The sequence below is a fragment of the Enterococcus avium ATCC 14025 genome, assembly GCF_000406965.1.
Taxonomy (GTDB): domain Bacteria; phylum Bacillota; class Bacilli; order Lactobacillales; family Enterococcaceae; genus Enterococcus_A; species Enterococcus_A avium.
Genome location: NZ_KE136363.1, coordinates 184,198 through 207,305, shown reverse-complemented (window position 1 = coordinate 207,305; position 23,108 = coordinate 184,198). Strand labels below are relative to the sequence as shown.

Annotated in this window: 23 protein-coding genes and 1 tRNA gene; 5 read left to right on the top strand and 19 right to left on the bottom strand. The window is 39.6% G+C overall.

From position 1 onward, the window contains the following. Positions 1 to 22: 22 nt before the first annotated feature. Positions 23 to 754 (top strand): HAD family hydrolase, encoded by a 732-nt coding sequence (locus OMU_RS11140; RefSeq protein WP_016180018.1) that lies wholly within the window; start codon positions 23 to 25, stop codon positions 752 to 754. Between the two features lie 53 nt (positions 755 to 807). On the opposite strand, the gene OMU_RS11135 is transcribed toward OMU_RS11140, so the two are convergent. The 5 genes from OMU_RS11135 to OMU_RS11115 all read right to left on the bottom strand — a co-directional run bounded on the left by OMU_RS11135 (position 808) and on the right by OMU_RS11115 (position 4,371). Beyond that, the gene (locus tag OMU_RS11135) at positions 808 to 1,503 is read right to left on the bottom strand and encodes a C39 family peptidase (RefSeq protein ID WP_306418695.1); all 696 of its coding nucleotides are present in this window, start codon (positions 1,501 to 1,503) and stop codon (positions 808 to 810) included. A 186-nt stretch (positions 1,504 to 1,689) separates the two neighbouring features. Then, entirely contained in the window at positions 1,690 to 2,376 is a 687-nt protein-coding gene (locus OMU_RS11130; RefSeq protein ID WP_016180016.1) for a beta/alpha barrel domain-containing protein, read from the bottom strand. 38 nt (positions 2,377 to 2,414) lie between these two features. Beyond that, positions 2,415 to 3,029 carry a glycoside hydrolase family 73 protein gene (locus tag OMU_RS11125; protein ID WP_016180015.1) on the bottom strand — a complete coding sequence of 205 codons (615 nt, stop codon included), beginning with the start codon at positions 3,027 to 3,029 and terminating at the stop codon, positions 2,415 to 2,417. A 9-nt stretch (positions 3,030 to 3,038) separates the two neighbouring features. Continuing rightward, on the bottom strand, positions 3,039 to 3,821 hold the full coding sequence (locus OMU_RS11120) for a M15 family metallopeptidase (RefSeq protein WP_016180014.1): 783 nt from the start codon (positions 3,819 to 3,821) through the stop codon (positions 3,039 to 3,041). A gap of 16 nt (positions 3,822 to 3,837) precedes the next feature. Next, positions 3,838 to 4,371 carry a hypothetical protein gene (locus OMU_RS11115; RefSeq protein WP_016180013.1) on the bottom strand — a complete coding sequence of 178 codons (534 nt, stop codon included), beginning with the start codon at positions 4,369 to 4,371 and terminating at the stop codon, positions 3,838 to 3,840. Between the two features lie 165 nt (positions 4,372 to 4,536). Between OMU_RS11115 and OMU_RS11110 the strand changes: the two genes are divergently transcribed. Further along, positions 4,537 to 5,496, top strand: coding sequence for a Gfo/Idh/MocA family protein (locus OMU_RS11110; RefSeq protein ID WP_016180012.1), 960 nt, complete (start codon positions 4,537 to 4,539; stop codon positions 5,494 to 5,496). Between the two features lie 99 nt (positions 5,497 to 5,595). Further along, complete coding sequence (locus OMU_RS11105) at positions 5,596 to 6,189, top strand: FUSC family protein (protein ID WP_016180011.1); 594 nt, start codon at positions 5,596 to 5,598, stop codon at positions 6,187 to 6,189. 94 nt (positions 6,190 to 6,283) lie between these two features. Here OMU_RS11105 and OMU_RS11100 read toward each other — a convergent pair whose 3' ends face one another. Then, on the bottom strand, positions 6,284 to 8,899 hold the full coding sequence (locus OMU_RS11100) for an ABC transporter permease (RefSeq protein ID WP_016180010.1): 2,616 nt from the start codon (positions 8,897 to 8,899) through the stop codon (positions 6,284 to 6,286). Between the two features lie 12 nt (positions 8,900 to 8,911). Beyond that, positions 8,912 to 9,613 carry an ABC transporter ATP-binding protein gene (locus OMU_RS11095; RefSeq protein ID WP_034877173.1) on the bottom strand — a complete coding sequence of 234 codons (702 nt, stop codon included), beginning with the start codon at positions 9,611 to 9,613 and terminating at the stop codon, positions 8,912 to 8,914. A 165-nt stretch (positions 9,614 to 9,778) separates the two neighbouring features. Here OMU_RS11095 and OMU_RS24025 point away from each other — a divergent pair, with 165 nt between their 5' ends. Both OMU_RS24025 and OMU_RS24020 read left to right on the top strand, forming a co-directional pair. Further along, positions 9,779 to 9,949 (top strand): hypothetical protein, encoded by a 171-nt coding sequence (locus tag OMU_RS24025; protein WP_016180008.1) that lies wholly within the window; start codon positions 9,779 to 9,781, stop codon positions 9,947 to 9,949. Between the two features lie 24 nt (positions 9,950 to 9,973). Then, the gene (locus OMU_RS24020; RefSeq protein ID WP_016180007.1) at positions 9,974 to 10,222 is read left to right on the top strand and encodes a hypothetical protein; all 249 of its coding nucleotides are present in this window, start codon (positions 9,974 to 9,976) and stop codon (positions 10,220 to 10,222) included. Between the two features lie 16 nt (positions 10,223 to 10,238). On the opposite strand, the gene OMU_RS11085 is transcribed toward OMU_RS24020, so the two are convergent. The 12 genes from OMU_RS11085 to OMU_RS11030 all read right to left on the bottom strand — a co-directional run bounded on the left by OMU_RS11085 (position 10,239) and on the right by OMU_RS11030 (position 23,098). Beyond that, positions 10,239 to 10,757: a nucleotidyltransferase domain-containing protein gene (locus OMU_RS11085; RefSeq protein ID WP_016180006.1), complete on the bottom strand. Its 519-nt coding sequence runs from the start codon at positions 10,755 to 10,757 to the stop codon at positions 10,239 to 10,241. 45 nt (positions 10,758 to 10,802) lie between these two features. Further along, positions 10,803 to 11,504, bottom strand: coding sequence for a gamma-glutamyl-gamma-aminobutyrate hydrolase family protein (locus OMU_RS11080; RefSeq protein WP_016180005.1), 702 nt, complete (start codon positions 11,502 to 11,504; stop codon positions 10,803 to 10,805). A 124-nt stretch (positions 11,505 to 11,628) separates the two neighbouring features. Then, on the bottom strand, positions 11,629 to 12,774 hold the full coding sequence (gene nagA, locus OMU_RS11075; RefSeq protein WP_016180004.1) for an N-acetylglucosamine-6-phosphate deacetylase: 1,146 nt from the start codon (positions 12,772 to 12,774) through the stop codon (positions 11,629 to 11,631). A gap of 77 nt (positions 12,775 to 12,851) precedes the next feature. After that, entirely contained in the window at positions 12,852 to 13,676 is an 825-nt protein-coding gene (locus tag OMU_RS11070) for a helix-turn-helix domain-containing protein (protein WP_016180003.1), read from the bottom strand. A 194-nt stretch (positions 13,677 to 13,870) separates the two neighbouring features. Further along, positions 13,871 to 13,954, bottom strand: a tRNA-Leu gene (locus tag OMU_RS11065). 47 nt (positions 13,955 to 14,001) lie between these two features. Continuing rightward, entirely contained in the window at positions 14,002 to 14,187 is a 186-nt protein-coding gene (locus OMU_RS11060) for a hypothetical protein (RefSeq protein WP_016180002.1), read from the bottom strand. Positions 14,188 to 14,293: 106 nt separating this feature from the next. Continuing rightward, positions 14,294 to 14,899 carry a hypothetical protein gene (locus OMU_RS11055; RefSeq protein ID WP_016180001.1) on the bottom strand — a complete coding sequence of 202 codons (606 nt, stop codon included), beginning with the start codon at positions 14,897 to 14,899 and terminating at the stop codon, positions 14,294 to 14,296. A gap of 102 nt (positions 14,900 to 15,001) precedes the next feature. Further along, a complete protein-coding gene (locus OMU_RS11050) occupies positions 15,002 to 16,834 on the bottom strand; it encodes a glycoside hydrolase family 13 protein (protein WP_016180000.1) in 1,833 nt (610 codons plus the stop codon). After that, positions 16,815 to 19,253, bottom strand: a complete 2,439-nt coding sequence (locus OMU_RS11045) for a glycogen/starch/alpha-glucan phosphorylase (RefSeq protein ID WP_016179999.1) — start codon at positions 19,251 to 19,253, stop codon at positions 16,815 to 16,817. Before OMU_RS11045 ends, OMU_RS11050 begins: the two co-directional genes overlap by 20 nt. 134 nt (positions 19,254 to 19,387) lie before the next feature. Beyond that, complete coding sequence (gene glgA / locus OMU_RS11040; RefSeq protein WP_016179998.1) at positions 19,388 to 20,815, bottom strand: glycogen synthase GlgA; 1,428 nt, start codon at positions 20,813 to 20,815, stop codon at positions 19,388 to 19,390. Between the two features lie 2 nt (positions 20,816 to 20,817). After that, positions 20,818 to 21,966: a glucose-1-phosphate adenylyltransferase subunit GlgD gene (gene glgD, locus OMU_RS11035; RefSeq protein WP_016179997.1), complete on the bottom strand. Its 1,149-nt coding sequence runs from the start codon at positions 21,964 to 21,966 to the stop codon at positions 20,818 to 20,820. Further along, on the bottom strand, positions 21,953 to 23,098 hold the full coding sequence (locus OMU_RS11030) for a glucose-1-phosphate adenylyltransferase (protein ID WP_034877176.1): 1,146 nt from the start codon (positions 23,096 to 23,098) through the stop codon (positions 21,953 to 21,955). The genes glgD and OMU_RS11030 overlap by 14 nt, the downstream gene beginning before the upstream one ends. Positions 23,099 to 23,108 lie beyond the last annotated feature (10 nt).

The following is a 23,108-nucleotide window of genomic DNA, read 5'->3' as shown; positions in this document are numbered from 1 at the left end:
ATAATTTGAAAATTTGCTGAAAATGAAAGGCGTGTCGATTTTGATTGAAACTGTCGTATTTGATATCGATGATACTATTTACGATCAACAAGAACCATTCCGTAAAGCAGTCCAGAAATTATTTCCACTAGTAAGCGAGGAAGATATGCTCCCTCTTTACACCCGCTTCCGTGTTCATAGTGACGCAAACTTTAATAAGGTCATTACTCAAGAATGGACCTTAGAATATATGCGTTCTCACCGAATCAGTCAATCACTGAAAGATTTGGATTATCCCCATATTACGGATGAGGAAGCGTTGACTTTCCAAGAGGTCTACGAAGCTGAGCTTGATGCTATCACCATGCATCAGGAAGTTGAAAAGACCCTTGATTTTCTGAAATCTAAAAAAGTCCCAGTTAGCATCATCACGAATGGACCAACAGACCATCAATATAAGAAAATTCTGCAGCTAGGGCTATTAAATTGGGTCAGTGAGGACAATATCATCATTTCGCAAGCTACAGGTTATGAAAAACCGGATGTAGAAATTTTTGAGTTAGGAAAAAAACAATTTTCCTTAAACCCTGAAAACTCATTATATGTCGGCGATAATTTTAACAATGATGTAATTGGCTCAAAGCGTGCCGGCTGGCAATCTCTCTGGCTGAATCATCGTAATCGCCAATTACCAAAAGGAACGTCTCAAATTCAAGACATCGAGCTTACCTCATTCGATCAATTATTACCAACGTTCCAGCATATTTTCGCGTAAATGAACTTTTGAAACAGATTTGAAAAAGACATGGGGAAAAATTCCATGTCTTTTTATTTGTCCTCCAAATACAAGGATTCACTGCCCATCAGCTGATAAATCTCTTCAAAATCAGTACGATCTACTACTCGATTTTTATAGCCATAGGGATCATTAACATAAACATTCTCCTCGTCAACACCTGTGATGATGACGGCATGACATAAAGGTGATACCTCTATTTCACCACTGGTCGTTTGCCATGTTCGAAAATCATCCTCCGTTGGTACTTGAAAATCAACCGTCGTAATTACCCAGACAGGTGTGCCAGTCTGAATAACTCTGACAAGGTCATCAAATGATGTGTCATTATTAGCCACAACCTTTTGATTATCTTGCACAACTTCATTAGCCACTTCAGCGATCGGTTCTACAGCGACGCCCATTGCCTCGTAGCCTTCATAGATGTTACCCACAAAACCGTCATGGGGATTCCCGTGAATCCTTTTTTCTGCATCTTCATAAAGTGGAACAAAATCAAGCAGGTCGACTAGTTCATTTTTATCTGTCCCATATCCGTAATAGTTTAGTAGCATGGATAATGCTGTAATCTCGCAGCCATTTTCCATCGCAACCTCCCCACCATATTGATCCTCTAAAGGCACATCAAGCAATTGATTAGTCGATAGATCGGTATCTGCCATCAAAATTTCTGCTGTTGATGAATCGGTGGTTTGACTATTTGCAGGTGAATTCTCCGTATTACTCAAATAAATGAATGCACCGCCCAAAATAAGTGCAAGGATTCCAAGATTATTAATTACTCGTTTGATAATACTTCCCCCTTATTCTTAGGTTCATAAAAGTATCTCAAATAGAGCTTAACTGAACCTAAAACGTAAGAAGAAGCGCACGAAAAAACCACCGAAAATCAATTCCGATTCTCGGTGGTTTTTCTATTGATGACCCTCGTCATATTCCATTTTTCGATATTTTTCCATTTTCTTACTAAACAGAACGCCATTAGATGGCGGTGTATAAGTAATCGCGTTCGCTCCTGCATCAATCGTGGATTCAATAGTCTCTTCATCCGGACCGCCAGTTGCGATGATTGGAAGCTCAGGATACATTTTACGAAAATGCTTCACCGCATCCACTGTATCTTTTCCAGCACTGATATTGATAATATCAACTCCAGCTGCTAGTTTTTCTTCAATCTTAGAGTATTTTGAAGTGACCGTTGCAATTAATGGAACATCCACCACGTCTTCGATTGCTTGAATGGTCTCTACTGGTGTAGGCCCGTTTACCACAACGCCTATACTACCTTGCGATTCCGCAAACATTCCCATATATGCTGAGCGAGAACCATGAGTCAAGCCTCCTGCTACTCCAGAAAAAACCGGAATATCAGCTGCTTCTATAATACTCTTGGTAATTGCAGGGTGCGGTGTAAAGGGATAAACAGCAATCACTGCATCCGCATCCGTGTTTCTGATAATCGCGATATCTGTTGTAAAAATTATAGATCGAATTTTTTTTCCAAAAATGACGATTCCAGAAGCTTTTTGGATCACTTCCGGTACTCGTACGATATCTTTTCGTAGCTCAGTCATAATTTCAGGTGCATTGTTTTCTGCCATAGCATCCATCTCCCTAACAGGTTTCTAAACCAATTCTACTATGAATGGTCGTATTGATCCAAGTTATATGATTCGATCACGCTAATGATCTTATTTGCATAATCCGGATCAGTCGCGTAACCTGCGGTTTGAAGAGCTTGGGCTGCTTGCTTATAGTCGGTGGCAGTCAAAACGCCTGCATAGAGCTGTGGGTCCCAATTTGTTCCGTTCACAAAGAGCATCGTATGATCATCTAGAGATTCTTCCCAAGAATTATATACTTTGAAATCTCCTTGAATCGTGATCCATTGCTCGTTTACATATTCCTTAGTTTCCAAACTTACTTTGGGCTGATCACCAGAAGCTTTAATGCCGAAAAGATTTTTATACTGACTCGCTAATTGAGATTGCCCCCAATTAGACTCTAAAATCGCTTGTCCTAAAATAATACTAGGCAAAACGCCATATCCTTGTTGCAATTGTTTGGCGTGAGGTGCTAATTGATCAATGAACTGCTGGCGAGTAAGCGTTTCTTCCTGCGGTTCATTTTCAACACCAGAATTGGATAATGTATGTAAAGAAAAAACGAAAGCCAACCCAATAACTAAAATCCCGGCAAAAATTAACGGGATCGACACGTTGGACTTTCGTTTTCTATAAGTTTTTTTAGGCATGGTGCCTCCTTACTTGGCTGACAACTGTTTCAAAAATTCTTCTAGTGTCAGATCGTGTTTAGAAATGTACTCGGCATTTTCCTTACCTACATAGCGAATATGCCACGGTTCATAAGTAATGCCAGTAATATCTTGACGATCCTTCAAATAACGGATGATAAAGCCATATTTTGGTGCATTCTCAGCGATCCACTTAGCGCCAGGCTGATCCCCGTAAGAAGCGTCTAACACTTGTGACGAATAAGAATTGTACCAATCTTGGTCAACGACGTCGATAGCCAGACCAGTATGATGTTCGCTATAGCCTGGTTCGGTAATCGTTTCTTTCGTCTTGGCAATCGCGTCTTCTTCGGACATTCCATTGCCGCTGATTAAGCCATTAACATTTGTATCAAAGACTTCCTTTTGGGAATCAACCGAACGAAAGGCTGAGATGACAACTAAAGGAAAGCCCGCCTCTGTTGCAGCCTCAGAAAATTCCTCATAATCTTTAGCAATTCTGCTATCAACTTGATGACTATTGTCTGATAATGTAGTCAACTGACTTTCAGCTACTTCTTTTTCAATTTTATTTTTAGGACCAACTAATACAAGGTTCCAATCATTTGCATTAGAATCCGGCAATGCTTTTTGCACAGCATTTTTCTTCTTCGTTGTTTTCTTTTTCTCGAATGAGTAGGTCGTAGCTGTTTCTTTTTTAGCATCCGATTCTGCAGGCGTGCTGTAAAAAAGCGAATAAGCGGTCATCCCGAACATGATGATGACTGAAAGTAGTCCTACTGTTTTTTTCAAATTAAAAATCCTCTCGTTAATCGTCTAACGACGTGTATGTCTCCGTTAAATTCTCATTTACCCAATCAAGTAATGCAGTCTTTTTATGTGCACTTGCGATTTGGTTTTGAATATGAGCTGGTAAACGAAAACTCAGTATATCACTATATCCCCAACTATCATAATCAATCGTTACGCGTAAATCGATAAAATCATGGTTTTCTTCTTCATTTTTATTTTTAAAAGGAATCATCTCCACCTGAGCTAATCCACTGGCGATCCATTTTTGAGCAACGATCGTCTTCATTTCACGATATTCAGCTACTGCAGTTGGACGTTTTTCGGGGAACAAAAAAGTTTGGCGAATCACTTTTTGACTTAACATCCATTCATAATCACTGAACAAGTTTTTGATTTTTTGGTTTGCTTCTGGTGTTAAGTTATTTTGGCCAGCTTTCCACTGTTGCCATTGAACCTCATTCACCCCTAAATAGTCTTGGTAAAAGTCTTGCTCGGTATGAAATTGTTCAAAAATTGCACTCATTACTAAATCTAAATAAATTTGATTCACGAAAAATCCCTCCTTCTCTATTTTACTGATTTTTTAGAAAAAAAAACAGCTCTTTGGCAAATCGATTGAAATATTTTAACATTTACTGCTATACTTTGGAAAATGACGCAACAAGTTTTATCTATTTATTATTGAAAATTTAAATCTAGCTTTAGGAGGATTACTATGACCAATCTACAATGGGGCATTGTCGGACTCGGCGGCATCGCCCACAGTTTTGCAGAAAGTTTTGACCAAACAACAAGTACACTTACCGCTTGTGCCTCACGTACTTTAGAAAAAGCAGAAAAATTTGCTGAACAATACGATTTGCCAAAAGCGTATGGCAGCTACGAAGAATTATTAGCTGATAAGGATATTTCTATTATATATATTGCCGTGCCAAATCGCCAGCATCATCAACATATCATGCAAGCTTTGGAAGCAGGTAAGCACGTATTGTGTGAAAAAGCCATCACGATGAATCTGTCTGAGCTGCAATCAGCAATTGAATTAGCGGAAAGAAAAGAACTGGTTTTAGCTGAAGCTATGACGATCTTTAATATGCCTCTATATAAGGAACTTCATGCACTTATGGATACTGGTCGGATGGGTAAATTAAAAATGATCCAAGCGCCTTTTGGTAGTTACAAAGAACCTGATCCAACTAATCGTTTCTTTAATCCTGATCTAGCCGGGGGTGCCTTACTAGACATCGGAACCTATGCAGTTTCCTTTGCCCGTTGGTTTATGACTGAACAGCCTGCTGTGATCGCCTCAACCATGGTGCCTTTTTCCACTGGTGTCGATGAGCAATCAGTAACAATTCTACAAAATGACAAGAACGAGCTGGCTACAGTTAGCTTGACTTTCCAGGCGAAAATGCCGAAAAAAGGGATCGTTGCATTTGAGAATGGCTATTTAACGATTGATGAATATCTTAGGGCTGATCAAGCGGAAATTTTCTTTAACGATGGAACTAGAGAACTAATCGAATCCGGATTTTCTAGTAATGCAATGAATTACGAGATTGAACATATGGTGCAAATGATCCAAGGTGAAATACCGAATAAATCACTCTTTTTCACAAAAGACGTCATCGACATTCTAGATCAAATGCAGCAAAAATGGCGACAAAACCAATAGTCTCCTCCACAAAAGGCATTGTTTAGGCAATGCCTTTTGTTTTTTTGTCAAAGTTCCGCTAAACTATTAAGTATAAAGAAAAGAAAGTAGGAGGAAATATTGCAAATTGGTCGTTTTCGTTTAGGTATGCGAACGATAAAAACCGCCTTAGCTGTCATGCTATGTATTTTGTTATTTCATGTGACCGATCGCGGTTCTCCGTTGATCGCTGCATTGGCGGCCGTTTTTTCTCTGCGTCAGGATCTAACCACGAGCATCTCCTTTGGCCGTTCCCGCGTATTAGGAAACTCCCTTGGCGGATTATTAGCTTTGATTTTTTACTATATTCAAGCTTTTTTTAAAAATGATTTTTTGATCGAACTGTTCATTTTACCTCTATTCGTGATCTTGGTGATCGTTCTCTCTGATGGACTGAATAATAATTCGGGAATCATTTCAGCAATTGCTACGATGCTGTTGATTGCCTTGAGTATCCCCCAAGGTGAGTCCTTTGTTTACGCGTTGAATCGTGTTTTAGACACGTTCATCGGAACAATCATTGGGATTTCTTTAAATGGCGTTATTTCGCCTCAGACAGATGAAAAAGAGAAACAGATCAAAGAGGATCTAGTTGAACTGCGCAAAAAAGAGGCGGATCTGAATAAAATGCTGTATGACGTACGCAAACAAATAAAGGATCAGACCCATAAATAGGCCTGATCCTTTATTTGTTCACGGTAAAAACACCACCTAGGAAATCAGTATTTTTGCTACCGATGTTTCCTATGAGATTAAACATAGTAAGAATTTAGTCATTTGCCTTTAACGCTTCAATCATATCGATTTTCTTCAAGCGAAAATACATGATTATTCCGACAACCAGCGTAAAGAACAAGGTAATCAAGCTAGCATAAAGATAACTTAACGGTTGAATATCCGGCGAAAACATAGTCAGATCCAGTTCAACCGTTTGTAAAATATAGCCATGCTCGATTTTCCCTAAAACCAATCCTAACAAAATCCCCATCAGCGTCAACAGAATATTCTCCCGATAGACATAGCGAACTACTTCGCCGTCATAAAAGCCTAAAACCTTAATCGTAGACAATTCCCGAATTCGTTCAGAGATATTGATATTGGTCAGATTGTACAAAACGATAAATGCTAGAAGTCCGGCTGAAACGATTAATACCCACATAATAATATTGAGGCTTCGCACCGTGTCCTTCAGCACATCACGTGACTTCGACATAAAGCTGACATTAGCAATTTCGGAGTTTTCCATTAATTGTTTCGCTATTCGATTTTCTGTTTCTTGATTTGGTTCCTTACTGAAAAGTAAAAGATCCGTATTGTATGTCGGCTCTTTATCAAATATTTGTTGATAATAGTTCGGTGTCATATAAATAAAGTGTCCAACATAATTTTCAGCCACTGAAGCTACTTTTACCTCGTACTCTTTGCCTGAAATAGACTTGATTTTAAAGTGACTCCCATGTTTCAAATCAAATAGCTTTGCCAGTTTTTCATTGATAATGACACCATTATCAGTTAAAGAATAACGGATATCATTTTTTCGATTTTTAAAAGACAAAAAATCAGATAGCTTCGTTGTTTCTTTAGGAACCGAAAGACTAATTTCCTGCTTTGAAACTCCTTCTGTTTGTGCCGTAAAGGTTTCTAAAGAAACAAACAGATGCGCCTGAAAATTCGCTAAAGTATCCAACTCTTTCACATAGCTTTGTTCTTGTTCCGATGATGGCGGCTCATTGAAAACTATCGTTCCTTGATAATGCCAAAGCTTATCAAATTGCAGGGTAACGATATCGCCAATTGAGTCTCGCAACCCAAATCCTGTGATAATCATTGACATGCAACCGGCAATTCCGATTACTGTCATCAGCATTCGCTGTTTATAGCGGAATAAATTCCGCAAAGTCACCTTTTGACTGAATGACAGTCGTCGCCAGACAAAGCCCAATCGCTCCAAAAAGATCCTTTTGCCATTTTTAGGTGCCTTAGGTTGCATTAAAGTTGCTGGTGTTGCTCTTAGATCGTAGCGCAGAACAAGCCAAGCAGAGCCGACAGAACAGATTAAGGCTACAGCTAAAGCAATTAGTGCATAGGATAGATACCAAGGTGTTAACACATCCTCCAGATTATACAATTGCCCATAGGCATCAAAAATAATCACTGGTAGCAAGTAGAAACCGACTGCTAGACCTAGTAGTGTTCCGCCGCCACCTGCCAATGTAGCATAGAGCAAATATTTCTCCGCGATTTCACCATTGTGATAACCCAAGGCCTTAAACGTTCCTAATTCATTGCGCTTCTCCTCAACCATTCGAGTCATAGTCGTTAGCGTAACTAAAGCCGCGATCAAAAAGAAGATCCATGGAAAGACCGAAGCAAGTGACGAGATTCGGTCAGCGTTGTCTTTAAACTCGCTATAGCCAGGATTCTCTGAGCGATCAAACAGATGGAACTCTGGCGCTGGCAACTGATCAATCGTTTGCTGCTGTTTTTCCAGAGTCGCTAATTGCTCAGGAAGCTCAGGATTCAATGCCGTTATCCCACTCAATTGCTTAGGAGTAAGTCGATCAATATCTAAGGATGTTTCCTGCTGGAATTTCTCTTTCGCCCGATCTAGTTTTTCTTGCTGCTCCTTCTTTAAATCAGCTAAACGAAGAGGTGCAATTTCCTTTAATTGATTTTTCAGTTTCTTCTGATCATTCTTCAAACGTTTTTCATACTGATCAGAATAGGCAGAACTTTTTTCTAAATCCTTGTAGCTGATCAACGCCTCAGAGTAGACCTTTTGCGTGAAACTCTCTGGCAAAATGAAGGCGAAGCAATCAATTGATCCTTTTCCAACTGTCGTATTTCCACGAGAAATCGTTTCAATAAACTCGGGGCTTTTTACGAAACCAACGATCTTAAAATTTGCTCTTTTGAAATGCTTTTGTGTCTCATCAGCTGAAATGTCGAAGCGTTGATTCAGCTTATAGCCCTTTTCTAAAGCTCGATCATCCAAAACGATTTCTTCTGAGTTTTTCGGCAAACGTCCTTTAGTAACCACCACGCGATTCAATGTCTGCTTTGAATCATAACTAAAAATACGAAAGACTTGGTCTTCTTTACTCAAATTAACGTCTTGAAAGTAACGCCCTTCTGCTTTAATGCCTTCAACTTCTTCAATCTTTTTAATTTCAGTAGCGGTAATTCCGAGGGAAGAGACCACTCGTGTGTCCGCCAGGTTCTGCTTCTGATAATAACTAGAGGCCGTCTTAAGCATATCTGGTCCAGTCGCCCGCAAGCCAACATAAAAAGCGACACCTAGGAAAATGATTCCCAAGATAGAGAAAAATCGAGTTTTTGATTGGCGAATCTCACGCCAATTCGTTCGTCGCATCGCTTTTTTCATCTTATTCACCTCTTACCACTGAATATCTTCAATTGATTGAGGATGGTCATTTAACTCTTCGCTGCGCACTTGGGCATCATTGATCCGAATCACCCGATCAGCCATTGGTGCAATCGCCGAATTGTGGGTGATGATGACAACTGTCGTGCCATTTTCCCGAGCAGTATCCTGTAATATTTTAAGAATTTGTTTTCCAGTTTCAAAATCCAAAGCCCCCGTCGGTTCATCGCAAAGTAACAATTTTGGTCGTTTTGCCAAAGCCCGTGCGATCGTTACCCGCTGTTGTTCTCCACCGGAAAGTTGGGCTGGAAAATTATCCATCCGTTCACCTAATCCAACTGATTGTAAAACTGCTTCAGGCTCCATGGCATCCGAAACAATTTGTGAGGCCAATTCAACATTTTCCTTAGCTGTCAAATTAGGAACCAAATTGTAAAACTGAAAAACGAATCCGACATCATTACGGCGATAAGTGGTTAATTCTTTATCACTGAAAGCAGCAATATTGGTTCCATCCACCACCACTTTCCCTTCATCACAGCTATCCATTCCGCCTAAAATATTCAACACTGTAGATTTTCCTGCTCCACTTGGACCAAGGATTACGGCGACCTCTCCCTTTTCGATCGAGAAATTTATCTTTTCATTGGCTTTGATAATGGTCTCACCCATTTTGTAATATTTGCTCTCATCTATAACATCAATATAAGACATTGAATAATCCCCCTCATCTATCATAATTATTAACTCCTTTAGTTTAACATAGCGAAAAAAAAAGCCAACGACAGATGTCGCTAGCCTACAAAAATATACTTTAAAAAAATGATTGAAAACTGCAGTTTTTGATTACATAATAAAGAAAAAAGGAGGATTATAATCATGGAAGAATGTGCAGAATGTTATGCAGTAAATTGTCGCGCGACACCTTTACTAGGAAAAAGGGACTGTCTAGAAAATCACGAACAGTATCTCTGCGGAACCTGCGGTAGATGTATTTGTTCTCAAAAAGATGAGAAGCGCCAACTGCAACGAATTGATTTTCCTTTTTAAAGCTTGGAGATCGCAAAGCTCTACTTGAGAGTTGCTGATCAGCTTCAAGGAGTGCCCTGTGGTATCTACGAAATCATCAGCGAAACTGGTCGAAAATCCTATAAAATTTTTGTAAATGACGAAGCTTATGCAGACTATTTAGCTGAAAATAAGAAAAAAAGCACGGATCATCATCACGCGCTTTATCGTCGCAAAGATTATCAAGCATTCCCAAAAACAGAAATACGAAGACTACAACAGCATGAAGTCGAATCCTATCTATCTTCTAGCTGAGTAATCTCAGTCTGTTTTACTGAGAATTGTCGACTGGATAGCTATCGTTCAGCTTATCCAAATCAATTATATCGATCTTTCTTAATTCATAACCGCTGTGAAACAATCTTTGTCCCTCAACAGAAACACAAGGAACCATGCGTCCTTCAAAGATGGCTTCTGAAAACCAATCGGCTTCTAGCTCAAACCAACCACCTTCAGGATTTGCTTGCTTCATTTTCCCTGCCTCACTAAGGTCAAAGGGATGAAGATCGAGGAAGCCATGTTTAGGATGATACAATTCCACCCGCGTGGGGCGCTCATCAGTGATGATTTGGTACCCAAGTTCTAATAGCTTTTCCATTAATTCTGCCTCAGCGGAAGCGTCAAAATCAATGTCGATATCTCGGTGCTCTCGAGTTTGTTTTCCTAAAAGGGTGTCGATCCCCCAGCCGCCTTCCACCCGATAATCAATTTGCCATTCATTTAATAAATCAATCATCCAAAGAAAACTATCCTTGTCTGCAGGGATAGTTTTGCTTCCTTCATAAGCCATTATTTTCCTCCCGTTAAGTCATTTTACATTTGATTTAGCGTGCGTTTATTTACATGCTGCAAGAAACGCTGCCATCAATGCTTGGTTTTCCACCGTAACAGCATTGAAAAATTCAGGATGCCACTGAACACCTAAAACGAATTCCGCATCTGGTAAAGAAATGCCTTCAATCAATCCATCTGTCGAGATCGCTGTCACTTCTAATCCAGCACCCAAATCTTTAATCCCCTGATGATGATAACTATTTACTCCCATTTCATCTCGCTGCAATAGTTGCTGTAACAAACTATCTTCAGGCAGATCACCCTTATGTTGAACTTGATCATAGGGAGCCTTCATATGGTGATCAATCTTACTCTTATATTCGCTTGGCAGATCTTGATAAAGTGTGCCCCCGCACAAAACGTTTAGTAATTGGACACCTCGACAAATGGCTAGTAAAGGTTTGTCCTCGGCTATCACTTCTTTCATGAAAAAAAGCTCCATTTCATCACGAGTTAGGCTTTGTGGACCGCAGACTGGTTGTTTTTCTTCTCCATACAAAGCAGGGTCAACATCTTGTCCTCCAGTGAAAAGAAAACCGCTGCAAATGGACAAAAATGGACGCAACGTCTCTTTATTAGTCGTCAACGGTAGTATGAGGGGAATCCCGCCATTTTGTTCAATCAAATCTTGATACCCCGGTAACAGCCAAATACTATCACGGTCTTCATCGTACAGCGGCATAACACCAATTATTGGTCCCATAGATTTCTCCTTTTAATTAAATTTTTCCTCACAAAAACTTTTGCCAAAAATTTTACCATAAAAAGTTGAGCAAAATCAAAAAAACTCGATCAAAAAATTGACCGAGTTAAAAATTTATTTTCATTTACGCGTGGTAGCGTTCAACACCATCAAGGTAAGTTGCTACAAGATCCATGTTAGTTTCTAATACGATGAAGTCCGCAGCGCGCCCTTCAGCGATCATCCCGCATTTGTCATCAATTTTACAGCTGACTGCTGGTACATATGAAGCCATCATCACGGCTTGTTCCGGAGTCGCAATTCCCCAATCAACCACATTTTTGATTGCTTCTTTCAATTTCAAGATACTTCCGGCTAAATTACCAGATTCTAAACGGGCAGTTCCTTCTGCGACCACGACTGGGAATTCGCCCAAATTGTAGTTACCATCAGGCATACCGCCTGCCATCATACAGTCAGTAATCAATGCCACATGATCATGTCCAGCCTTTTCCATCAAGACTTCAGCTGCTTGTGGATGCACATGGTGCCCATCGCAAATCAATTCAGAGAAGACATGTTGTAAGGTCAATAGTGCACCAACCATACCTGGTTCACGGTGATTCAAGCCGCGCATCCCGTTATAAGCATGAACAAAAACGCTTGCTCCAGCTTCAACGGCTTCTTGAGCTTCTTCCAATGTCGCATTTGAGTGTCCCAATGAAACGACTACACCTTCATCAGTGACTGTTTTGACAAACTCTTTAACACCTTTACGTTCAGGCGCTAAAGCGATCTTTTTGATCAAACCGCCGGAAGCTTCTTGCCATTCATGGAATGTATCCAAGTCTGGATCACCAAAGTAGCTAGGATTTTGTGCCCCTTTGTGTTCTTCTGTAAAGAATGGTCCTTCAAAGTAAATTCCTTGAATTTTCGCGCCGTCAACCTCTTTGTACATTTTTCCAATTGTTTCGGCAACATCCTTCAAACGTTCTTTCGAAGAAGTCAGCGTTGTTGGTAAGAAACTTGTTACACCACAAGATAATAAAGCTTCAGACATAACCTTGATGCCATCAGCATCGTTGTCCATCACGTCATGATTTTTATAGCCATGAATATGTGTATCCACTAAACCAGGGGCGATCCATTTTCCACTTTGGTCAATGATTTCTGCTCCTTCTGGTTTTTCCTTCGTATATGCTCCAAAAATGCCATCAGTGACATCTAAATAACCTGCACCTTTTACACCAGAGTTTAAAAAGAATTTGTCAGCATAAATAAATGTTTTCATTGTGAGCTCTCCCTTTTTTTCTTAGTACCTTAAAGTTACTCCTGAATCCATTATAAGTCAAGAATGGTGTAGACCATTTACAAATCTTTTATTTTCTCTAATGCACGCAGCATTTTCCGATAATTAATCACCAAGTGAATCTCATCGCGCGCTTCCAACATAAGAACTTTTAGCTCCAAAAGTTCCTTCAACTTGTAATAGCTACATTGCTGTCGGTTCCATTTTATCCCCATATCTACAACCTTTTCTGCCAAATCCAGACGATCATGTTTTACTAAAAACGTTCCATAATTTACAAAAAGATTGCTCAATTCACTACGCTCTGAATAATCTGCCATCATCGTTTTAAACAATTCAAAACTTTGATTGTAATAAGTATGTGCTTCATTTATCCTTTCTAAAACCGAGCTCATTTTCCCAGCAAAACTTAATAGCAGTATTCGACTGTCAAAATAGCCGTCATATTTTTTTGAAACACAAATCGATAGTCCCTGTGTAACTAGTTCCAGAGCAGCCTCCGCATCCTTATCAATAAAATAAGCACAAACTGCCTTGAAAAAACAAGCTAATTGACGATCTTTATCTAAATGAGTGATCTGACGTTCATCCAAATAATCCAACGTTGCACGTATTTCTAAGTATTTTCCAATTCGCAAATACATGAACATCTTATTGAAATATTTTCGCAGGAATAATTCTTCCGGTAGAAAATCAAGCATCAGTTGGTCGATCGTAATTCCTAGTCGATGACAAAGCTGTTGGATCACAAAAATATTTGGAATCTCTTCATTGTTTTCGATTCGACTTAAGACACTTTGGGAACAAATCCCTTGAGAAAGGTCTTTTTGTGTCATGCCATGCTCTTTTCTAAACTCTTTTAAGACTTGACCAATCGCTTCCATTACCGCTTCCTCCAAAATATGCAAATTCACATTTTTAATAATTTAATTTTATCCGATGACGATTTGACAAGCAACTCCTGTGTTCTAAATTAGCAAAAGAATTGAATGAAGTTGAACAGGATACAAAGAAATAATTATAACATAGCGTTTTAGATGCAAAAAAAAGAATGCACCACTGTCTGGTACATCCTTCATGCGGCGAATGGGACTCGAACCCACACGAGATCGCTCTCACATGATCCTTAGTCATGCTTGTCTGCCAATTCCAACACCGCCGCGCAGAACCTTTTTCATGATACCGAGCTGACATCAAAAAGTCAATAGCTTAAACAATCGTTGTATCATAAACGTAGGTAATATTTCCCTTAAGCCCAGCAATTCCGCGAAAGAATTTTTTATCTTCTTGCTTGATCCAAGCTTCGCGGAATAAAAAGAAATCATCCCGAGACACTTCGATTTGATCGATTTCTCCTGCTCTTAACTGACGAATTTTTTCTTCAAATGGATTCATATGCACTCTCCTCATTGTTGTTACTTCGTACAAATTATTTCTACTATTCAACCAAAAAAGTTCAATGACTAAAAACAACAGAAGAATGCCCTAAGGCACCTCCTGTCTAATCGTGAAAATATTTGCTATTTTCGATCTGTGAATTATCTTCTTGCATAATTCCTCTTAATGAACGATCCAAACGTTGACGCGAATTTTTTCTTTCCATCACCGGCTGCTTTTCTTCGTTTTCAGAAGCAAATAAAATGTAGGATTGAGGTGTTTTTTCCATTCGACTCATCAATTCTCTCGGTGATACCGCATCCGCTGGTGTATCTGGAATCAAAGAAGAAGGAACATATTTCGGTGCAAATGGAGTGGCACTGCGGCCGTTTCGTGCACTACGAGTATTAAAGTTAGTCTTTGCAGTTTCCTTCGGTTTCCGTTCTTCAAACAAATTCACTTTTTTTGATTCTTTATGATCATGGTATTTAGGTAGATTTGCTTTATGATGATCTAATTCTCTTCGTGGCTCATCGTCTAAACTGACCCGTCTATTCCGTTTTGCTTTCGGCAATTGACGTTCAAAAATATCTTTAGCCTCAAGACGATAGCTCGTAATCAAGTCGTCTTGTCCATCAAATAAAACACGCTGGTTCGTTTGTACTATTTTAACTCCTGCATCATCATCAAAGGCAGGAAAGCGGCACTTTTTTCTGGTGTACGTTTGCATAAAATCATCCTCATTGTTCTGATATAGCAATAGTTTAGCATAAAAGAAGCAAAAATGCTTTTTAATTTCCTAAGAAACAGAAAATACAACGCAAGCAGCCGGTTATTCTGAATCATACATAAACAGACTGCCTTTTGGTGCCAAAATTTCGCCTTCTAAAATTCGGTCTAAAACAGCGTATTCCCCGCGATACGCACGCGGACTAGATAGCTCTCCGACGTTCAAGCTTTGCTCCTGATCGGATAAATTGATGGCATAGATTACATAATCGTTCCCCGAATAGCGAATAATCCCAAAAATTTTCTGCGTCTTTGAATAAAACGGGAAAAACTGTCCATTTTTCAAAACGTCGTATTTCTTACGCCGCTCTATCCATTTCTGACAATTTTTAAATAGTCTCGGATTAATCGATTTCCACGGAAAGAACTTACGATTATCTGGATCTTTTCCACCTGTTAATCCAGCCTCATCCCCATAATATATACAAGGAATTCCCGGCATCATAAACATTAGTCCCCAAGCCTGATCCAGCGCTTCAACAGAACCATCTAGCATCGTTAAAATGCGTTCCGTATCATGCGTTCCAATATTGTTCAATTGGTTATAATAAAAGTCGGCTGGATAATTTTCCTGATAGCGAATCATTTCCTCGCAGATATCCTGCAATGAGCGTGATTGCTTCAGGATATCTAAAATCTGCTGGCGTAATGGGTAATTCATTACTCCCTGCAAATGATCCCCAAAAACGTATTTACGGCGAGTATCATAAGCAATCTTGTTCGAAGCATCTTCCCAGACTTCTCCTATCAGGATTTTTTCTTGATAGGACAGTAGATTTTTACGAATGCCGGCGATGAAATCATCAGTCAGCTCATCCGCAACATCTAACCGCCAACCATCAACCCCCATCGAAGTCCATTTCGATAGTACACTGTCTAGATCGCCATAAATGAATTCTTGAAAGCTTGGATTTTCTTTTCTAACTTCCGGCAGATCTGCCACACCCCACCAAGACTTATAATCATTAGGATAATGATTAAACGTGAACCAATCACGATATGGACTTTGTGGATCACGAGCTGCTCCCGAATTTTCGCCATAAAATCCAGAAATATTGAAATAGCGGCTATTTTTTCCTACATGTGAGAAGACACCATCTAACACAACAGCAATTCCTGCTGTATGCAAAGCCGCGATCAAGCTGCGAAACTCCTCTTCTGTCCCTAAAATGCTATCAACTTTAAAATAATCATTGGTATCATAGCGATGATTGGAACTGGCTTCGAAAATCGGATTCAAATAAAGCGCAGTAATCCCTAGCTCCTGCAAATAAGGAATTTTATCTTGGATTCCTTTAAAGTTTCCGCCAAAAAAGTCCCAACGAACAATTTCATTTTCCTTGTTCTTAATATAAAAAGGTTCGTCCTCTTCCGTCGCGTAAATGAAAGAATTCTTTTTCGGCTGATTGATAACGCGATTCGGATTCCCGTTAGCAAAACGATCCGGAAAAATTTGATAAAACACCGCATTTCGATACCATTTCGGTGCGTTTTCTGACTTTTGATAACAAGTCAGCTGATAAGGGATAACCTCTCGTTCCGAACCATAAATTCGCCCTTCACCACCTTGTCCTTTGAAACCATAATACTGAATGGTTTCATGCCCTTCCGCTTCATTAACGATTTTAAAATAGTAAAAGTACAGTCCCCAGCCCTGATCCATAATCGTCTGAAAATGAAATCGATCTTCTGTAGCGGGCTCCATCGTAAAGATTTTCTGTCCAACAGAACTTCCCTCTTTACGAACGACTAGAAAAACCTTGGTATTCTGCTGTTCTGGGACAGATAGCCAAACATTGACCATCGCCCCTTCTTGAACAGCACCAAATGGTTGTTTATAACGTTCTAACCAGGGATTAAAGTAGATATGAGTCATGTTGTGTTACACCTCGATCGTCTTCATGAGCGAAGACAGGTTCTATTTGCCAAATATCATCTGCGTACCGTTGAACCGTGTTGTCTGAAGAAAAGCGTCCAGCATTCGCGATATTGCGCAGGCTGATTTGGCGCCAACGTCTTTTGTCCTTATAGGCTTGATCAACTGATTGCTGTGCCAGACAATAGTCTGCAAAATCACGCAAGACAAAAAATTCATCGTTATATTTGATTAATGAGTCAAAAATTTCCTGACCTTCTGAAATAATATTAGGAATCGTACCATCAATCAATGCTTTTACTACTTTGTGGACAACCGCATCATCCTTGTAAATATCGGCTGAAGAATAGTTTCTATTTTCATAATATTGATACACTTCAGATTCCGTCAATCCGAAGATTGCAATATTATCATCGCCCACAGCATCACGAATTTCCACGTTTGCGCCATCCAGAGTTGCAATTGTCACTGCACCGTTTAACATCAATTTCATATTGGAAGTACCTGATGCTTCCTTAGAAGCTAGTGAAATTTGCTCACTGACATCAGCAGCAGGAATAATTCGTTCGGCTAAACTCACATTATAATTTTCCAAAAAGACGATCTTCAATTTGTCGTTGATGGATGTGTCATGGTTAATCAAGCTTGCCGTTTCATTGATCACTTTAATGACCGATTTGGCATAGTGATAGCTTGGTGCTGCTTTCGCTCCAAAAATAAACACTCGCGGTTCGATAGGGAGCTCCGGATTCTCTTTTAAATCCAAATAGAGCTTAATAATATGCAGGAGATTTAACAATTGTCGCTTATAGGCATGCAATCGTTTAATCTGTACATCAAAAATCGCCTGCGGGTTCACTTCAACTCCACAATGTTTTTGAATATAGGCAGCCAGACGTTTCTTATTTTCCAACTTTGCTTCTGCTAAAGCATTAAGAACCTGGTCATCGTCCTCGTAATTCAATAATAGACGTAGGTCTCTCGGTTGTTTGCGCCAAGAAACTCCTATGTATTCGTCCAACACCTTGCTCATCGTAGGATTGGCTAGTTGCGTCCAACGACGCATCGCAATCCCATTTGTCTTGTTATTAAATCGGGCAGGGTAAAGTAAGAAGAAGTCATGCAAGACGACTGCCTTTAGTAAATCGGAGTGAAGCTTGGCCACGCCATTGATCGAATGGGAACCAATAATCGCCAGATGCGCCATATGCACCTGATCGCCTTGAATAATTCTTGTTCGTTGAATCAAATCAAAATCGTGGACCCCAGTCATTTCCTCAACAAAGCGGCGATCAATTTCTTCAATGATTTGATAAATTCTTGGACAAACGCTTTTCATCATATTGATCGACCATTTTTCTAGGGCCTCCGCCATGATAGTGTGATTTGTATAACTCATTACTTCTTGAGTCACATTCCATGCTCGTTCCCAGCCCATTTTTTCTTCATCAATTAACAGTCGCATAAATTCAGCTACGCACATCGCTGGGTGAGTATCGTTTATGTGGATTGCAATATATTGATTGATTTCCTCCATCGGCTTCTTTAATTGTTTATAATACCGCAAAATACTTTGCACTCCGGCTGAAACAAAAAAATACTCCTGAGATAATCTTAGCCTTCTTCCAGCCTCGTTAGAATCATCTGGATATAGCACGGAAGTTAAGTCCTCAACCGCCCGTCGATCACCAATACTGCGATAACGCTCCTCTTCCTCAGGTGGAATTTCTACCGACCATAAGCGCATCGTGTTTACTATGCCATTTTGATACCCAACCATTCCAGTATCATAAGGAACCGCACGTACCACCATGCCCCCTGAATAGTTTGGAATCAGATTGCCAGCGTCATCATGACTCATGTAAACATCTCCGCCGATGCGAACATCTACCGCTTTGCTCTCTTTACGGACTTCCCAAAGATTTCCTTTTTGTAGCCATTCGTCCGGCAATTCAACCTGATAATTGTCCACAAAACGTTGTTTGAAAAGACCGTACTCGTAACGAATCCCGTTTCCGTTACCAGGTAAGCCCATTGAGGCGATTGAATCCATAAAACAAGAGGCCAGACGTCCTAAACCGCCATTCCCCAACGCCATATCTGGTTCGACTTCTGCTAAATCCTCTAAGTCGATTCCCAATTCTGCTAAAGCTTCTGTAACCATCTCCAACCAGCCCATGTTCAAAAGATTGCTCTTTAACATTTTTCCTGGTAGGAATTCAATGGAAAAATAATATGCCTGTTTTTGTTCTGCTTCTCGATAGTCTTTCCACGTCTGCTGCCAATTTTGTGAGTATGTAGAGGTCAGTAACGAGCCTAATGTTTGATAGAGCTCGTTTGGTGAAGCATCATTGACTTCCATTGCAAATTTCTCCGCCAACCGCTGACTGAATAGCCTTTTAAATTCCGTCTTGTTCATTTTTTTCATCTCCAACCTACACTTTTTAATTACGTGTATTACTTAATACATACATAGTACCTTTTATAAGAAAGTATTGATAGAAAAAAGCCAAAATCCAACGCCTAATGGCTTAGATTCTGGCTCTTCGAATCCTACATTTGTTTGTATAGTTCTAAATATTGCTCGCTTGATCCATCCCAGCTGAAATCTCGCGACATTGCTTCACGCATCAGCCCTCGCCAAACATCTGGATGATTTTGGTAGAGTTCAATCGCCTGCTTCATCGCGTTCATCAGATAGAAGGATTCGTAAATGTTAAAACCAAAGCCTGTTCCCTCATTCGTGATAGGGTTATAAGGCTCAACAGTATCTCTTAAACCGCCGATTTCATGTATGATCGGCAACGTACCATAGCGCATTGAAATCATTTGCGACAAGCCGCAAGGTTCAAATGCTGACGGCATCAAGAACATATCGGTCCCTGCATAAACTTTTTGAGCTAAGGTCACGTCAAAAGTAATCTGTATACTTGTTTTAGTCGGATACTTTTCGCCGAAATGACGGAACTGATTTTCAAAGTTTGGATCTCCTGTACCAATCAATACTAATTGCACGTCAAATTGCAGCAGGTTATCCATTTCCTGTAGTAGCAAATGGAACCCTTTTTGATAGGTCAAACGACTGACGATACCAATCACTGGAACCTCTGGACGAACAGGCAGCTCTAGATATTTTTGCAATTGGACCTTGTTTTCGATTTTTTTATCAAGATGTCTTTGATCATAATTAGCGAAAAGTGCTGGGTCCTTTGCTGGATCAAAAGTATCGTAATCAATCCCGTTAACTATTCCACTTAACTTCCCGCTTTCCATCCGTAAAATCACATCTAAACCCGCACCAAATTCTGGAGTTTTGATTTCCTCTGCATAGGACGGACTGACAGTGGTTACCCGATCAGCATAAAGAATCCCCGCCTTCATAAAGTTCACACAGTCATTAAAACGAATGGAGCCATCATCATAACGTTCACTACCCATACCAAATAAATCATACAAAATTCCGCGATCGTACTGACCTTGAAATTCGATATTATGGATCGTTAAAACTGTTCGAATTTTGCTGAATTTCTGAATCCAACGATATTTTTCCTTTAAGAGACAAGGAATGAAGGATGTATGATAATCATTCAAATGCATCACATCTGGAATAAAATCAATTTTCTCCATCAATTCGATAACTGCCTGCTGATAAAAGGCAAAACGTTCCCCATCATCAAAGTATCCATACAATTCTGGACGATCAAAGTAATACAAATTATCCAGAAAGTAGTAATCAATCCCATTCATTTGTAGATACTTCACGCCACAATACTGTTTGCGCCAACCGACATAAACATCATAAGAGAACAAGTCTTGTAATTGATCCTTATATCGCTGCGGCATCTTAGTGAAAAAGGGAAGCACGACTTTAATATCCGTTCCTTTTTCTTTCAATGCTTTTGGCAAAGCACCGGCAACATCACCCAATCCTCCTGTTTTAAAAAAGGGCGCACATTCCGCTGCTACAAATAATGTCTTCACGCCTATTCGCCTCCGTAAACGTCACTTAACACATGGGTATTTTTCTTAATCACTACTGGCTGTTCAGCAGAACCGATGATCTTAATACCTGGTTCAACCACCACGTTCTTATCTAAGATTGCATGCTTAATATAGGCCTTTTCACTAATCGTACAGCTTGCCATAATGATTGATTCTTCGATTTCTGCATCTTTTTCAACAATTACGCTTCGAGCGATCAGCGATCCATGAACCTTTCCATCTACCAAACAGCCGGTTGCAAACTGACTATTTTTCACTTCCGAAGTTGGAGAGTAGTAGGTGGCAACTTCATTCTTCAATTTAGTATAAATCTTTTGTTTTGAATAAAGCAGAGAAGTGAATTTTTTTGGATCTAGCATGTCCATGTTCGCATCGTAATAAGACTTGATATCAAAAATGTTGCTTAAAAAGCCGGTATATTCATAAGCATATGTTTTTACTTGATCCATTGCTAAAGTTAAGAAATCCACGAGTGCAACTGGTCCGCCTAAGTTTTGCCCTTCTTGCAAAGCATTGATCAACCAGTCCGTGCGGCAAATAAAGATTTTCATACTGAGATTCAACAGCTCGTCATCTGTTTTATCTTCCAAGAAATTGTGATGGCCTTGTACAATACCGTGTTCGTCTGCTTCGATGATTTCATCTTGACGATAAATTTGATTCTTCGGCATTTTCTTATAAACAACCGTCATGGTACTATCATTTTGCAGATGAATTTTTAAAACAGATTCCAAATCAATATTGTAAAGCATACGATTACCCATAAAGACAGTATATTCCGATTTTGATTTATTCAAATAATCAATCACTGATTCAAAATAAGGACGACCTTCGGCTTTTTTCTTCAAGAAATCTTGATAGAAATGAATAAAGTAGCGACTATCAACACTGTCCAAATGCCATTCGCGGCCGCCTCCAATATGGTCGAAAACAGACTTGGTGGTTCCTTGATTGAACACCATATATACAGACTTTATATTCGCGTTGATAGCGTTCGACAAATTAAAGTCGATCAGACGATATTTACAATCGAAAGGCAACGTTGCCAATGGTCTTTTTTCAGTTAAAGGTAATAATTCTGGACATTCGTACACATTGCCCAAAATGGCACACATTTTATTCGCTCTCACTTGTCAACACTCCAATCACTTCTGAATAACCCACTACAGCAATTTCCTCTGAGCCATCAACGACAGCATCATCGCCAATAATCGCATTTTCACCGATAATCGCTTTCGTAATTTGTACATTTTTACCAATTGTTGCGCCAGGCATAATGACACTGTCAACGACTTTAGCACCTTCTTTAACCTGAACATCATCCGATAAAATACTGTTTTTTACTTCACCGGCTACATAACAACCGTCAACCACTAGAGAGTCTTTCACATCCGCATTTTCTGTCAAGAAATGAGGTGGTGAAATTGTATTTTTTGCTAAAATCCGCCAATTCTTATCACGAATATTCAGGCTGTGGTCTGGGTCGATAAACTCCATGCTGGCTTCCCAAAGTGAATCAATCGTACCCACGTCTTTCCAATACCCGTCAAAACGATAAGCAAAGACATTTTCACCGCTTTCAAGATAAGCCGGAATCACATGTTTTCCGAAGTCCAGCATTTGATCATCTTTTTTGTAACTGTTTAACAGTACGCTGCGTAAACGGCTCCAGTTGAAGATGTAAATTCCCATTGAAGCAAGATTGCTTTTTGGTTCTTCTGGTTTTTCTTCAAATTCTATAATCCGATCATTTTCATCGGTATTCATAATCCCAAATCGTGAACCTTCTTCAATTGGGACTCCGATTACTGCGACAGTCAATGAAGCGTTGTTCGCTTTATGATCCTCTAGCATTGCTTCATAATCCATTTTATAAATGTGATCACCAGATAGGACTAAAACATATTGCGGGTCCATCTGATCAATATAGTCCATATTTTGATAGATTGCGTGAGCAGTTCCTTCAAACCACTTACTGCCATCATTGCTAGAATATGGTTGTAAAATCGTAACACCAGAATTAAGACCGTCAAATCCCCAGCTCGAGCCATTTCCAATATGATTATTCAACGCCAATGGCTGATACTGCGTTACAACTCCAACATTATTGATACCTGAATTGATACAATTACTTAGTGTAAAATCAATAATCCGATAGCGACCGCCAAAAGGGACTGCAGGTTTTGCAATTTTTTGTGTAAGTTTGCCGAGACGAGAACCTTTCCCGCCGGCTAAAATCATTGCTAAAATTTCTGTTTTCATTTTGTTTGAT

What these genes read in the sequence shown, in the direction of transcription:
- OMU_RS11140 (WP_016180018.1), top strand. Translation starts at nt 23, where the DNA reads ATGAAAGGCGTGTCGATTTTGATTGAAACTGTCGTATTTGATATCGAT.
- OMU_RS11130 (WP_016180016.1), bottom strand. Translation starts at nt 2,376, where the DNA reads ATGGCAGAAAACAATGCACCTGAAATTATGACTGAGCTACGAAAAGAT.
- OMU_RS11125 (WP_016180015.1), bottom strand. Translation starts at nt 3,029, where the DNA reads ATGCCTAAAAAAACTTATAGAAAACGAAAGTCCAACGTGTCGATCCCG.
- OMU_RS11110 (WP_016180012.1), top strand. Translation starts at nt 4,537, where the DNA reads ATGACCAATCTACAATGGGGCATTGTCGGACTCGGCGGCATCGCCCAC.
- OMU_RS11100 (WP_016180010.1), bottom strand. Translation starts at nt 8,899, where the DNA reads ATGAAAAAAGCGATGCGACGAACGAATTGGCGTGAGATTCGCCAATCA.
- OMU_RS11095 (WP_034877173.1), bottom strand. Translation starts at nt 9,613, where the DNA reads ATGTCTTATATTGATGTTATAGATGAGAGCAAATATTACAAAATGGGT.
- OMU_RS24025 (WP_016180008.1), top strand. Translation starts at nt 9,779, where the DNA reads ATGGAAGAATGTGCAGAATGTTATGCAGTAAATTGTCGCGCGACACCT.
- OMU_RS11085 (WP_016180006.1), bottom strand. Translation starts at nt 10,757, where the DNA reads ATGGCTTATGAAGGAAGCAAAACTATCCCTGCAGACAAGGATAGTTTT.
- OMU_RS11080 (WP_016180005.1), bottom strand. Translation starts at nt 11,504, where the DNA reads ATGGGACCAATAATTGGTGTTATGCCGCTGTACGATGAAGACCGTGAT.
- nagA (WP_016180004.1), bottom strand. Translation starts at nt 12,774, where the DNA reads ATGAAAACATTTATTTATGCTGACAAATTCTTTTTAAACTCTGGTGTA.
- OMU_RS11070 (WP_016180003.1), bottom strand. Translation starts at nt 13,676, where the DNA reads ATGGAAGCGATTGGTCAAGTCTTAAAAGAGTTTAGAAAAGAGCATGGC.
- OMU_RS11060 (WP_016180002.1), bottom strand. Translation starts at nt 14,187, where the DNA reads ATGAATCCATTTGAAGAAAAAATTCGTCAGTTAAGAGCAGGAGAAATC.
- OMU_RS11055 (WP_016180001.1), bottom strand. Translation starts at nt 14,899, where the DNA reads ATGCAAACGTACACCAGAAAAAAGTGCCGCTTTCCTGCCTTTGATGAT.
- OMU_RS11050 (WP_016180000.1), bottom strand. Translation starts at nt 16,834, where the DNA reads ATGACTCATATCTACTTTAATCCCTGGTTAGAACGTTATAAACAACCA.
- OMU_RS11045 (WP_016179999.1), bottom strand. Translation starts at nt 19,253, where the DNA reads ATGAACAAGACGGAATTTAAAAGGCTATTCAGTCAGCGGTTGGCGGAG.
- OMU_RS11030 (WP_034877176.1), bottom strand. Translation starts at nt 23,098, where the DNA reads ATGAAAACAGAAATTTTAGCAATGATTTTAGCCGGCGGGAAAGGTTCT.